The sequence below is a fragment of the Nocardioides panacihumi genome, from assembly GCF_039530925.1.
Taxonomy (GTDB): domain Bacteria; phylum Actinomycetota; class Actinomycetes; order Propionibacteriales; family Nocardioidaceae; genus Nocardioides; species Nocardioides panacihumi.
Genome location: NZ_BAAAPB010000001.1, coordinates 345,997 through 358,235 on the forward strand (window position 1 = coordinate 345,997; position 12,239 = coordinate 358,235).

Below are 12,239 nucleotides of genomic sequence, written 5' to 3' on the forward strand. Positions count from 1 at the left end.
GTACGCCGGTGCCGTCGGTCACCCGACGCGCTGCTCAGCGGAACGACCCGGCGATCTTGATCAGCCGGTCGTTGCCCTCCGGCTCGCCGATCGACACCCTGACGCCGTCGCTGCCGAGCGGGCGCACCGTGATGCCGGCGGCCTCGGCGGCCTCGACGAACGCGGCGATCCGGTCCGCCTCGACCGGCAGCCACACGAAGTTGCCCTGGGCGTCCGGGACCCGCCAGCCGGCGGCGCGGACAGCCTCGACCACGCGGGTGCGCTCGGCGACCAGCGCCTCGACCCGCTCCTCGAGCTCGGGCCGGGCCTCGAGCGACGCGACCGCGGCGGCCTGGGCGACGAGGTTGACCCCGAACGGCAGGGTGACGCCCCGCAGCGCCGCCGCGATCGGCGCCGGCGCGATCGAGTAGCCGACCCGGAAGCCGGCGAGGCCGTAGGCCTTCGAGAACGTCCGCAGCACGGCCACGTTGTCGTGCCGGCGGTAGGTCGCGATGCCGTCGACCGGGTCGTCGATCCGGACGAACTCGATGTAGGCCTCGTCCAGCACCACCAGCACGTCGTCCGGCACCCGGCTCAGGAACCCGTCGACCTCCGTCTGGGTGAGCGCCGGTCCCGTCGGGTTGTTGGGGCTGCACAGCAGGACGACCTTGGTCCGCGGTCCGATCGCCGCCGCGAGCGCGTCGAGGTCGTGGCGACCATCGGCGGTGTTGGGCACCTGGACCGACGTCGCCCCGGCCGCCAGCACCGCGATCGGGTAGGCCTCGAACGAGCGCCAGGCGTAGACCACCTCGTCGCCCGGCTCGCAGAACGCACTCAGCAGGCCGTAGATGAGCCCCGTCGAGCCGGTGGCGACGGCGAGGTCGGCCACCGGGACGTCGTACATCTCGGCGAGGGCGGCGTACAGCGCCGTGTTGCCCATGTCCGGGTAACGGTTCATCGACGCGGCGGCCGTGACGGCGGCCTCGAGGACGCCGGGCAGCGGCGGGTAGGGGTTCTCGTTGGACGAGAGCTTGAACGCGTCGGCCGGGGCGGGCTTGCCGGCGACGTACGCCGGCATGGCGGCGACACTGGGGCGGGGCTGCGGACCTGTCACGGAGGTCAGCGTAGGAGGCGACGGCCCGCGACGAGCAACAGGCCGATGCCGACGCCGATCACGGCGCCCGTCGTGTTGTCGACGAAGTCGGTGACGTCGCACGCCCGGTCGATCCGCGCGAGCACGAGCTGGGTCCACTCGATGGCGGCGGAGTACGCCGCCAGGGCGACCAGGCCGAGCGGGATGGTGAGCCAGGCGTGCCGCCAGCGCGTCGCCACCACGACGAGCAGGACGCCCGACGGGATGAAGAGGACGGTGTTGAGGAGCCGCTGGCCGCTGGCGAAGATCCAGAACCCGTTCGGCGCCGGGCCGCCGATGTCCCAGGAGCAGGTCGCGAGGCGGCCCTCGGCCGAGACGATGCCCGGGGCGCCGTACGGCGGGATCAGGGTGACCAGGCCGATCACCGCCAGCGTCCACAGCAGCGCCGCCGTCACCCACGCCGCCCGCCACCCGAGCCGCCGGGTCGCCAGCAGGGCAACGGCGGCGAGCACGATCCCCGCGATCAGCGCACCGAGCAGCATGACCGGGACGCCGCCGAACGGGAACACGCCTCAGACCCTAGGGGGCGAGTGTCTGGGCCGGTCGGGGTAACTCACTGTTGGCGAAGGTGGAAGGCCGATGGAACGGCCCGGAACGTCATCGAACGGTGAGTTACGCCCTCGGCTGACCGCGTCAGGCGGCACGCCGCCGGACCCGGAATCGCTCAAGATCATCGATCGCCGTGCCCCAGAGTCGATCCGTCTGCGCCAACTCGCGCCGGAGTCGCTCCTTGGCCGCCTGACGACCGGGACCCCAGACATCGCTCCAAGTCAGCCGGGACATCCCGAGGTGAAAGCCGCGGAACCAGTCCTCACGCTGCTTCTCGGCAAGGATGACGTCGTCGATGTCTCCGAGCGTCGGGCCGTTGTCCTTCACATACTTCTGCCTGCCATCGATCTCGATCAGATGCCGGCCGAGCCTCAGGTCGGCGAAGTGCGTCCTGCGTCCGTCTGTGAGCCCGAACTGCGTTTCGATGCCTGTGACCCCCAGCTCCTCGACGAGGTCTCTCCCGAGAGTCTCGGCCACGGACTCCGAGCCCGGGCAGGACTGTTCGAGCGCGCGGAGCGCATCACGACGATCGGGCCAGAACTTCATCTGCGTCTCGATGACCTCCGCTAGCTCGGCCTCCGAGTGCCCGAGCCAGCGAACTCGATCGATCGCGACGACGCCGTACGGGTGTCCGTACTCCCGAGCGATGTCGATCGCCGACCGCACATGGCCGAGCACGGCGAAGCCGTTGATCCCCACAACATCACCGGGTCGGTACGGCGCGAGGTGATGCTTCACGCCGTACTTGTGCTGGGTCGCCAGGCAGTTCCTCGTCACATGGGCCATCGGTCTGCTCGGCAGCAGGATGGGGACGCCGAGCTCGAGCATCGCGGTCGTGTGGCTGCGTACGAACTCTCGCCTGATCGCCAGGCAGGCGGCTCGGTCCGTCAGCCGCCGCCGGTCGGCGAAGCTCACGGCGGCGATGTCCACCTCTGCCAGCACGTAGACACCTCGGCGGAGGCGACGCCAGGCGCCCCGGCGGACCAGATCGGCCACTTCACCGTCGCTCAGTCCGAGCTCGAGGGCTCGCTTCCTCGTGATCAGTCCGTGATTGGCGGCGAGCTCGGCGATGATGCGCGGGGTCATGCTGCGATGCTCGGCCGCTGATGCGCCTCCCAACACTCGTGCGGCCGTCCGCTGTGGATGACCCGGCAGCACCGTGCTCTGTGGACGGTGGCCGGCCCCCCGTGAGGCGTGAGCGGGCCGGGTAACTCAGCGTTCGCCGAAGAAGAAGGCCGTTCGAACGGACTCCTACCCCAGCGAACGATGAGTTACCCAAGACGTACGCCGACGCCCGACCCGACCGACCAGGGCTGTGCTTGACTGACCGGCGTGAGGATCCTCGGCTGGCTGATCAGCAACGCGGTCGCACTCGCGGTGGCGGCATGGCTGATCGACGGGATCAGGTTCACGGGGCCGACGCAGGGCGCCGAGGAGCTCCGGCACAAGCTGCTGCCGCTGATCGGCGTGGCGGTCATCCTCGGGGTCGTCAGCGCGCTGGTGAAGCCGATCCTCAAGCTCCTCAGCCTGCCGATCATCCTGCTGACCCTCGGGCTGTTCCTGCTGGTCATCAACGCCCTGATGCTGCTGCTCACCGGCTGGCTCGCCGACAAGCTCGGCCTCGGCTTCGAGGTGACCGGATTCTGGCCGGCAGTGGGTGGCGCGATCATCATCACGATCGTCACCTGGTTCGTCGACAAGGTCCTCGACCGGTGATCCCGGCGCCCCGCGTCGAGGGGCGGTACGCCGTCGCGCTGGTCTGCCTCGGCAACATCTGCCGCTCAGCGATGGCCGACGTCGTGCTGCAGGAGCAGCTGCGGCAGCAGCCTGCGGGGCAGGGGCGAGACGTCGAGATCCGCAGCGCCGGCACCGGCGACTGGCACGTCGGGCAGCCGATGGACGCACGCGCGGCGGCGACCCTGCGACGGCACGGTTACGACCCGTCGACGCATCGCGCCCGGCAGGTCGGGGACGACTGGCTCGACCGCTTCGACCTCGTCCTCGCCATGGACGACAGCAACCTGCGCGACCTCGGTGGCCGCTCCGACCGGGTCAGGCTCTTCCGCGACTTCGACCCGGCGGGCACGGGCGAGGTTCCGGACCCCTATTACGGTGGCGACGAGGGCTTCGAGGAGGTGCTGGCGATGGTGGAGCGGACCGCAGGGATGCTGGTCGAGGAGCTGCGCGCGCGGTGAGCCGCGCATCCGTGGTCGCCCGGCGTGCCGAGGAGCTCCTCGGCACTCCCGTCGTCGCCACCTCACCTGTCGCAGGCGGGGACATCGCCAGGGCGACCAAGCTGCGCCTCAACGACGGCAGCGTCGCGCTGATGAAGACGCTCCCGCACCCGCCGGCGGGCTTCTTCCGGGCGGAGGCGCGCGGGCTGGCCTGGCTGGGCGAGGCGGGCCTCCCGGTGCCGGAGCTGCTCGCGGCCGCCGACGACTGCGTGATCCTGCGCTGGATCGAGCCGGGCAAGCCCACCGGCGAGGGAGCCGACGCGCTCGGCCGGGCGCTGGCGGCCGCGCACCAGCGCCCGTGCGACGGCTTCGGCCTGGAGGCCGACGGGTTCATCGCGACGCTCCCGCTGCCCAACCGCACCGCGCCGACCTGGCCGGAGTTCTACGCCACCCGCCGACTTCTCCCCTACCTCAGGCTCGCGCACGACCGCGGCGCCCTCGACGACGCCCAGGCGCGCACGATCGAGGCCGTCGTACCCCGCCTCGACTCACTGCTCCCCGCGGAGCCGCCGGCCCGGCTGCACGGCGACCTGTGGAACGGCAACGTCCTGTGGGGCAGCGACGGGAGCGCCTGGGTGATCGACCCGGCGGCCTACTGCGGGCACCGCGAGATGGACCTCGCCATGCTCTCGCTCTTCGGCCTGCCCCAGCTCGAGCGGCTGCTCGACGCCTACGACGAGGTGCATCCTCTCGGCGACGGCTGGGAGGAGCGGATCGCGCTGCACCAGCTCTTCCCGCTGCTGGTGCACGCGGCCCTCTTCGGAGCGGGGTACGGCGCCCGCGCGGCCACCCTCGCGGCGCGCTACGTGCCGCGCCCGACGTAACGCACCCGTGCGACCCGTCGTTGACGGGACATGAACGCACTCGCACTCCTCGTGCCGCGGCAGCAGTCCCGTGCCTCCGCGTTTGACTGCGCCGAGGAGGAGGAGTTCCATGCCCTCGTCGAGTCGATCGAGACGTTGCTGTTCACCTCCGCCGACCATCCGGAGGCCCTCGACATGACCGTCCTGGCCGAGGCGCTGGCCGAGCTGGAGTCGCGCTGGCCGGAGGCCGCGGCCGAGCTGCGCCCGCGCGTCGAGGCCAGAGGGCGGCACCGCGCCTGAGACCACCCGGGGGAGATCCGCGAGTCACGTTTCGGGCACGTCCCCCCGGTCACCGGACCGCCATGGCGACGACGACGTGGACAGCCGAGACCACCCCTGACAAGGTCTGGGACGTGCTCTCCGACGGTTGGCTCTTCCCGCTCTGGGTCGTCGGAGCCTGCCGGATCCGGGGCGTGGACGACGCCTGGCCCGCGCCCGGCGCCCGGCTGCATCACTCGGTCGGCCTCTGGCCGGTGCTGCTCGACGACCACACCGAGGTGATCTCCTGCCAGCCCGGCGACAGCCTCGAGCTGCAGGCGCGCGCGTGGCCGCTCGGCGAGGCCCGCGTCCTGCTGCGGCTGCGGCCGACCGACGGCGGCACCGAGATCGAGCTGCAGGAGGACGTCACCGACGGGCCCGGCACCGCGCTGCCGAAGCCGTTGCGGGCCGGTGCACTGCACTGGCGCAACAAGGAGACCCTGCGCAGGCTCGCGATGCTCGCCGAAGGCCGTTCGTGACGACGTACGACGCCATCGTCGTCGGGGCCGGACCCAACGGCCTCGTCGCCGCCAACCACCTGGCGGACGCGGGCTGGTCCGTCCTCGTCCTGGAGGCGCAGCCCGAGCCCGGCGGCGCCGTCCGCAGCGGCCGTGACGTGCACGAGGAGTTCGTGCACGACACCTTCAGCTCGTTCTACCCACTCGCCGCCGCCTCGCCGACCGTCCGGTCGCTGCGGCTCGAGGAGCACGGCCTCGTCTGGCGCCACGCTCCCGCCGTCGTCGCCCATGCGGTGCCCGACGGCCGCTGGGCGGTGCTGCACCGCGACCGGGACGTGACCGCTGCGAACCTCGACGACCTGGCTCCCGGCGACGGCGACGCCTGGCTGGAGCTGTGCCGCCAGTGGGACAGGATCGGCGACCAGGTCGTCGGAGCGCTGCTCACCCCTCTCCCGCCGGTCCGGCACGGGCTCGGCGCGCTGCTGCGGCTGCCGGGCGCCGGCGGACTGGGCCTGGTCCGCGACCTCCTCATGCCCGTCGCCGACCTCGGCCGGCTGCGCTTCCGCGGTGAGGGCCCGCGCCTGCTGCTCGCGGGCAACGCGGCCCACGCGGACATCCCGCTGTCCTCACCGGGGTCCGCGCTCTTCGGCATCCTGCTGACGATGCTCGGCCAGACCGTCGGGTTCCCGGCGCCCGAGGGCGGAGCCGGTCGCATCGCCGCCGCGCTCGCCGACCGGCTCCGCAGCCGCGGCGGCGACCTGGTCTGCGGCGCCGAGGTCACCCGCATCGATGTCGCGGGCGGCCGGGTGACCGGGGTGCGCACCGGCTCGGGTGAGCGCTTCGCGTGCCGGGTCGTGGTCGCCGACGTCATCGCGTCGAAGCTCTTCGGAGGCCTCGTGCCCCCCGAGGACGTGCCCGCGCGGGTCGCCGCGGGGATGCGCGGGTTCCAGCTCGACCCGGGGACGGTCAAGGTCGACTGGGCGCTGTCCGGCGCGGTCCCGTGGGCCCGCCCGCCGTCGTACGCTCCCGGCACCGTGCACGTCGCGGACTCCGTCGACGAGCTGAGCCGGACGGGACAGCAGATCACCGGCCGCACCGTGCCGGACAGCCCCTTCCTGCTGGTCGGCCAGATGACGACGACCGACCCGACCCGCTCGCCGGCAGGCACGGAGTCGCTCTGGGCCTACAGCCACGTGCCGCAGGTGGTCGAGCGCGACGCCGGGGCGGACGGACTGACCGGGCGGTGGGACGAGGACGAGTGCGAGCGGTACGCCGACCGCATGCAGGAGCGACTCGAGCGACTCGCGCCGGGGTTCGGCAGCCGGGTCATCGCGCGGCGCGTGCTCGGTCCGCGGCAGTTCGAGGAGCTGGACGCCAACCTGGTCGGCGGCGCGATCAACGGCGGCACGGCGCAGCTGCACCAGCAGCTCGTCTTCCGTCCGGTCCCCGGACTCGGACGCTCCGAGACGGGCATCCGCGGGCTCTACCTCGGCTCGGCGTCCGCGCACCCGGGCGGCGGCGTCCACGGCGCCGCCGGCATGAACGCCGCCCGGGCCGCCCTCGTGCACGAGCGGCTCGCGAGGGCAGGCCGGTTGTTCAGGCGGTGACCTGCACGACGGCGTCGGCGGGCAGCTCGGCAGCGCCCGAGTTCCGGTGCGCGAGCCAGGCGATGAAGTCGTCGGCGGCGAGCGGCCGCGAGTACAGGTAGCCCTGCCCGACCGGGCAGCGCAGCGTGCGCAGCAGCTGCTGCTGGTCGACCCGCTCGATGCCCTCGGCCACGATGTCGAGGCCGAGCGTCTGCCCGACCCGCACGATCGCCGCGACCACGGCCCCGCTGGTCACCGGGTCCTCGGAGTCCGACAGGAACGACCGGTCGATCTTCAGCTCGTCGATCGGCAGCGTCACCAGCTGACCGAAGGACGCATAGCCCGTGCCGAAGTCGTCCAGGCTCACCCGCATGCCGAGGTCCCGCAGCCGGCGCAGCGTGTCGAGTCCCACGTCGGCGTCGAGGAGCCGGCTCTCGATGAGCTCGACCGTGATGCGCTCGGCAGCGACGCCGTGACGGCGCAGCGTCTCCGCGACCGTCTGCGGCACGCGCCGGCCGCGCAGCGTCTCCGGCGAGGCGTTGATCGACAGCCGCGGGATGTGGACGCCTGCCTCGTCCCACGCCCGCAGCTGGGCGAGCGCCTTGTTGAAGACGAGGGCATCGAGCGCCCGTCCCAGACCGAGCTGGTCGGCGATCCGCACGAAGCGCGCCGGCGAGATCGGCCCGTGGACCTCGTCGGTCCACCGCGACAGCACCTCGACGCCGACCACGGCGCCGGTGTCGAGGTCGATCTGCGGCTGGTAGACGAGAGTGATCTCGCGGCGGTCGATCGCCGCCCGCAGCGCCCTCCCGACGGTGTACCGGTCCCAGGCCTCCTCGGCCATCTCCGCCTCGTAGAACACGGCCGTCCCCGGGTGCTCGCGCCTGCCGTGCGCCACGGCGACCATCCCGGCCCGGATCAGGGACGGTACGTCGGCCCCGTCCCGCATCGCCAGCGCGATGCCGACGGTCAGAGCGCCGGCGTCCGACGCGGCCGGCCGGTCGTCGACGAGAGCGAGGTGGCTGGCCACGTCGTGGAGCTCGGACCTGCGGGCGAACGGCACCATCACGAGGAAGTGCGGTCCGCTCATCCGGCGTACGCGCCCGTTGAGGGCGGTCGCGGCCTGCTGGACCCGCTCGGCGGCCTCGACCAGCATCAGCTCGCCCGCCTCGCAGCCGACGATGTGGCTCGTCATCAGGAAGTTGTCGACCTCGACCACCAGCACTGCGGCGGTGAACGGGCCGAGGACCGCGGCATCGACGGGCTCGTACTGCACGAACCCGGTCACCGGGTCGACGTCGCGTCCGGCCTCGGCCGCGACGACGCGCTCGACGACTTCCACGGGCACCTCGTGGTTGCGTCGGCGACCGGTCGGGGCGGACCCGAGCGCAGCGGTCATCCTGCTCAGCCAGACCGGTCGTCCGGTCGGCGAGTCGGTCCTCCGACGGTGTCGCGCTTCCACCTGGACTCCTCCATGAGACCACTGACGAGCGCCGATCCTTCGGCACCCGAGGGTTGGATCGGCAGGCGGACGGCGTTGCTGCGCGATTTCGCCGAGAAGACCTGCTACCGATCCCGCGGCCCCGGCTCGGGTGCCGGTCTGGTGGCGTCGGCGATGCCCTTGTGGGAGACGTGCGCGGTCAGGCCGCCGTCGATGACGAGCTCGGCGCCGCTGTAGTAGGCGGAGTCGTCGGCGACGAGGAAGACGATCGTCGGGGCGATGTCGGCCGGGACGCCGACACGGCCGAGCGGGATCTCGGCGAGCGCCGCGTCGAAGAACGCCGGCGACGCGGCCGCCATCAGCGGGGTGTCGACGAGACCGGGCATGACGGCGTTGACCCGGATGCCGAGCCTGCCGAGCTCCAGCGACGCGCTCCGTGTCAGTCCGCGCAGCGCCCACTTGCTGGCCGTGTACGCCGCCGCCGCGTGCCCGGACATCGCGGCGACCGAGCAGATGTTCACGATCGAGGAGCCCGCCGGCATCAGCGGCACCAGCGCCTGGATGCCGAGCATCGGGCCGGTGACGTTGATGTCGAAGGTGCGCTGCCAGGCCTCGAGCGAGACGTGCGGCAGCCGCTCGCGCGCCGCGACGCCGGCGTTGTTGACCAGCGCGTCGACGCGGCCGTGCTCGGCGCGCAGCCGGTCGGCGAGCTCGGCCCAGCCGTCGGCGTCGGTGACGTCGAGCCTGCGCTCGACGACGCGGCCGCCGTCCCACGCCTCGTCACGCGGGTCGAAGTCGAGCACGTCGGTCGCGACGACGTACGCGCCCTCGGCGGCCAGCGCGCGGACCTCCTCCGCGCCCTGGCCCCGGGCGGCGCCGGTGACGACGACGACCTTGTCCTGCAGTCGCATCGACGCGCCGATCAGACCGGCGGCGCGACGAACACGCCGCGGTCGGGGTCGTTGAAGCTGTCGCGCGCGATGATCTCGCTCATCGGGTCCGCGGTGCCCCACACGTCCTGCGTCATCGGGTCGGCGATGTCGTAGACCGAGGGGTGCCACTGGTCGGTCTCGATCTTGGCGAGCTCGGTCGTGTACTCCATCGTGTTGCCGCTGGGGTCGAGGAAGTAGGTGAACGTGTTGTTGCCGGCGTTGTGCCGGCCCGGGCCCCAGATCTTCTTGATGCCGGCCCGCATGACCCGGCCGGTGCCGCGCATGTACTCGTCCAGGCCGCGCATCTCGAAGGAGACGTGGTGCACGGACGTGTGCGGGCCGCGGGCGATCGCCAGGCTGTGGTGCCAGTCGTTGCACCGCATGAAGTGCATCATCTCGCCCATGTGCTCGCCCCACAGGGTGTCGGAGAGCTTGAAGCCCAGCACGTTCGCGTAGAAGTCGCGGGTCGCGTTGGGGTTGTTCGAGTTCATCACGGCGTGCGAGATGCGCACCGGGATGGCCTCGCCCTCCTCGATCGCACGGTGCTGGCGGGTCTCCACGTCCGTCGAGATCTCGACGGTGCGACCGTCGACGTCGAAGAAGCGGAAGCCGTAGCCGCCACCGGCGGTCTGCAGCTTGTCCGGCTCGCCGACCAGCTGCACCCCCTGGGTGCCGAGCTTCGCCGCGAGCGCGTCGACCGCCTCGGCGCTCTCGGCGCCGAACGAGATCAGGTCGAGCCGCTTGTCGGCCGACCTGCGCAGCCGGATGACGTACTGCTCCGGCGAGCCCTCGGCCGCCAGGTAGGACAGGTCGCCGTCGGTGCCCACCTCGGTGAGCCCCCAGGTCTCCTTGTAGAACGACCGCTGCGTGTCGTAGTCCGGCACCGCCAGGTCGACGTGCCGCAGGTGGGTGATGCCGTGCTCGTTGAGGTGGCTCATCTGCTGTTCCTTCTCTCGGGTGCTGCGTTCGTGGGTGTGGGCGGGCGCTCAGCCGAGCACGGAGCCGCCGCCGTCGACGACCAGGTGGGCGCCGCTGATCCAGGCCGACTCGTCGGAGGCCAGGAAGATCGCCGCGTTGACGACGTCGTCGGGCCGTCCGTGCCGGCCGAGCGGGATCCGGTCGAGCACGACGCGTCGCATCCGCTCCGGCGGGTCGGCCAGCATCGGGGCGGTGTTGGGCGTCTCGATGAGACCGGGGCTGATGACGTTGGCGCGGATGCCGTGCGGGCCGCCCTCGACGACGAGCTGGAGCGTCAGCGCCACGACGCCGCCCTTCGCGGTGCTGTGCGCGTTCTGCGCCATGAACTCGACCCCGCGGGTGGCCGCGATCGAGCCGACGTTGACGATCGAGCCACCGCCGTGGGCCTTGAGGTGCGGCCAGGCGGCCTTGACGGTGTAGAAGACGAGGTCGAGCTCGTTGCGCATCGTGAAGTCCCAGTCGGCGACCGACAGGTCCTCGATCGGCGCGAACCGCTGGGTCGAGGCGTTGTTGTAGAGCACGTCGATGCCGCCGTACGTCGCGACGGCCGCGTCGACCCACTCCCGGGCTGCGTCCGCGTCGCCCAGGTCGACGCCGCCTGTCACGGTGATCTCGCCGCCCTCGGAGCGCACCAGCTCCTCGGTCGCGGCCGCCGCGTCCTCGTCCAGGTCGCAGCCGACGACCCGGGCGCCCTCCGCGGCGAACCGACGCGCCGCGATGGCGCCGATGCCTCCGCCGACGCCGGTGATCAGCGCGATCCTGCCCTCGAGTCGCCCGGTCATGACGGGCTCCCTGCCGTCGTCCGGTCGAGCAGCTCGACGAGGTTGCCCTCGGGGTCGGCGACGTACGCCATCCGCACGCCCGGCTCGGGCGAGGGCCGCGGGCTCATCCGATCGCCGGCGCCGGCGGCCGTCAGGGCGTCGTACGCCGCGTCGACGTCGGGGACGTCGAGGGCGATGTGCCCGAAGCCGCGGGTCAGCGCGGCCTCGACGGGGCTCGCCGCCTGGAGGCCGGGCCGGCTCCCGGGGCGGGAGAGCAGCTCCAGCCGCCAGCCGTCGGGCGAGCGCAGCATCGCGCCGCGGAAGTCGCACCCGACGGCAGCGGCGTCGAGCGCGAACTCGAACTCGACGTCGAGCTTCAGCGCCGCGCAGTACCACTCGGACATCGCGTCGAGGTCGGCGACGTTGAGGCCGACGTGGTCCAACGTCATGCGATCACCACCGTCCGGACGTTGGTGAACTCGCGCAGGCCCTCGGCGGAGAGCTCGCGGCCGTAGCCGCTGCGCCCCGTGCCGCCGAAGGGCAGCCGCGGGTCGGAGGCGACCATCGTGTTGACGAAGAGCGCACCCGACCGGACCCGACGGCCCACGGCCAGCGCGTGCTCGGCGCTCCCCCACACCGATGCGCCGAGTCCGAACGTCGTGTCGTTGGCGAGCTCGACCGCATGGTCGTCGTCGCGGGCCCTGACCAGCGCGGCGACCGGGCCGAACGTCTCCTCGACGAAGGCGGTCATCCCCGGCTCCACGCCGTCGAGCACGGTCGGCTCGACGTAGCAGCCCGGACCGTCGATCGTGTGCCCGCCGACGACGAGCCGGGCGCCCTGCTCGACGCTGCGCTCGACCTGGCGGACGATCCCGTCGCGAAGGTCGGCCCGGGCCATCGGCCCGATCGTGGTGCCCGGGTCGACCGGGTCGCCGACCTGCAGCATCCCGACGCCGTCGACGAAGCGCTCGAGGAACTCCTCGGCGACGTCCGCGTGCACGATGAAGCGCTTCGCGCACACGCAGCTCTGGCCGTTGTTGTTGAAGC

The 12,239-nt window shown here is 72.4% G+C and carries 15 protein-coding genes and 1 pseudogene; 6 read left to right on the forward strand and 10 right to left on the reverse strand.

What is annotated here, in order from left to right; genetic code table 11:
* Positions 1-34: 34 nt before the first annotated feature.
* From hisC to ABD205_RS22600, 4 genes and pseudogenes are all read right to left on the reverse strand, one after another.
* Entirely contained in the window at positions 35-1,093 is a 1,059-nt protein-coding gene (gene hisC, locus ABD205_RS01660; RefSeq protein ID WP_344041740.1) for a histidinol-phosphate transaminase, read from the reverse strand.
* Between the two features lie 5 nt (positions 1,094-1,098).
* Positions 1,099-1,641 (reverse strand): VanZ family protein, encoded by a 543-nt coding sequence (locus tag ABD205_RS01665; RefSeq protein ID WP_344041742.1) that lies wholly within the window; start codon positions 1,639-1,641, stop codon positions 1,099-1,101.
* Between the two features lie 124 nt (positions 1,642-1,765).
* The gene (locus tag ABD205_RS01670) at positions 1,766-2,509 is read right to left on the reverse strand and encodes a hypothetical protein (protein WP_344041744.1); all 744 of its coding nucleotides are present in this window, start codon (positions 2,507-2,509) and stop codon (positions 1,766-1,768) included.
* Positions 2,510-2,626: 117 nt separating this feature from the next.
* Positions 2,627-2,767: pseudogene (locus ABD205_RS22600) on the reverse strand (type IV toxin-antitoxin system AbiEi family antitoxin domain-containing protein); the annotation flags it as partial.
* A gap of 246 nt (positions 2,768-3,013) precedes the next feature.
* On the opposite strand from ABD205_RS22600, the gene ABD205_RS01675 reads away from it, so the two are divergent.
* From ABD205_RS01675 to ABD205_RS01700, 6 genes are all read left to right on the forward strand, one after another.
* On the forward strand, positions 3,014-3,397 hold the full coding sequence (locus ABD205_RS01675) for a phage holin family protein (RefSeq protein ID WP_344041746.1): 384 nt from the start codon (positions 3,014-3,016) through the stop codon (positions 3,395-3,397).
* Complete coding sequence (locus ABD205_RS01680; RefSeq protein WP_344041748.1) at positions 3,394-3,876, forward strand: low molecular weight protein-tyrosine-phosphatase; 483 nt, start codon at positions 3,394-3,396, stop codon at positions 3,874-3,876. Before ABD205_RS01675 ends, ABD205_RS01680 begins: the two co-directional genes overlap by 4 nt.
* Positions 3,873-4,739, forward strand: coding sequence for a fructosamine kinase family protein (locus ABD205_RS01685; RefSeq protein WP_344041751.1), 867 nt, complete (start codon positions 3,873-3,875; stop codon positions 4,737-4,739). The genes ABD205_RS01680 and ABD205_RS01685 overlap by 4 nt, the downstream gene beginning before the upstream one ends.
* Positions 4,740-4,769: 30 nt before the next feature.
* Positions 4,770-5,018, forward strand: a complete 249-nt coding sequence (locus ABD205_RS01690) for a hypothetical protein (RefSeq protein WP_344041753.1) — start codon at positions 4,770-4,772, stop codon at positions 5,016-5,018.
* Between the two features lie 62 nt (positions 5,019-5,080).
* Positions 5,081-5,515 (forward strand): SRPBCC family protein, encoded by a 435-nt coding sequence (locus tag ABD205_RS01695; RefSeq protein ID WP_344041755.1) that lies wholly within the window; start codon positions 5,081-5,083, stop codon positions 5,513-5,515.
* Positions 5,512-7,101 (forward strand): phytoene desaturase family protein, encoded by a 1,590-nt coding sequence (locus ABD205_RS01700; RefSeq protein WP_344041757.1) that lies wholly within the window; start codon positions 5,512-5,514, stop codon positions 7,099-7,101. The genes ABD205_RS01695 and ABD205_RS01700 overlap by 4 nt, the downstream gene beginning before the upstream one ends.
* On the opposite strand, the gene ABD205_RS01705 is transcribed toward ABD205_RS01700, so the two are convergent.
* The 6 genes from ABD205_RS01705 to ABD205_RS01730 all read right to left on the reverse strand — a co-directional run.
* A complete protein-coding gene (locus ABD205_RS01705) occupies positions 7,091-8,479 on the reverse strand; it encodes a putative bifunctional diguanylate cyclase/phosphodiesterase (protein ID WP_344041759.1) in 1,389 nt (462 codons plus the stop codon). The two genes, ABD205_RS01700 and ABD205_RS01705, sit on opposite strands and share 11 nt — an antisense overlap.
* 167 nt (positions 8,480-8,646) lie before the next feature.
* Positions 8,647-9,432, reverse strand: a complete 786-nt coding sequence (locus tag ABD205_RS01710) for an SDR family NAD(P)-dependent oxidoreductase (RefSeq protein WP_344041761.1) — start codon at positions 9,430-9,432, stop codon at positions 8,647-8,649.
* Positions 9,433-9,443: 11 nt separating this feature from the next.
* Complete coding sequence (locus ABD205_RS01715) at positions 9,444-10,391, reverse strand: VOC family protein (protein WP_344041763.1); 948 nt, start codon at positions 10,389-10,391, stop codon at positions 9,444-9,446.
* Between the two features lie 48 nt (positions 10,392-10,439).
* Positions 10,440-11,213: an SDR family NAD(P)-dependent oxidoreductase gene (locus tag ABD205_RS01720; RefSeq protein ID WP_344041765.1), complete on the reverse strand. Its 774-nt coding sequence runs from the start codon at positions 11,211-11,213 to the stop codon at positions 10,440-10,442.
* The gene (locus ABD205_RS01725) at positions 11,210-11,641 is read right to left on the reverse strand and encodes a VOC family protein (protein ID WP_344041767.1); all 432 of its coding nucleotides are present in this window, start codon (positions 11,639-11,641) and stop codon (positions 11,210-11,212) included. The genes ABD205_RS01720 and ABD205_RS01725 overlap by 4 nt, the downstream gene beginning before the upstream one ends.
* Positions 11,638-12,239, reverse strand: a 602-nt coding sequence (locus ABD205_RS01730; protein ID WP_344041769.1) for an aldehyde dehydrogenase family protein, incomplete at its 5' end; no start/stop codon positions are given. The genes ABD205_RS01725 and ABD205_RS01730, both read right to left, overlap by 4 nt.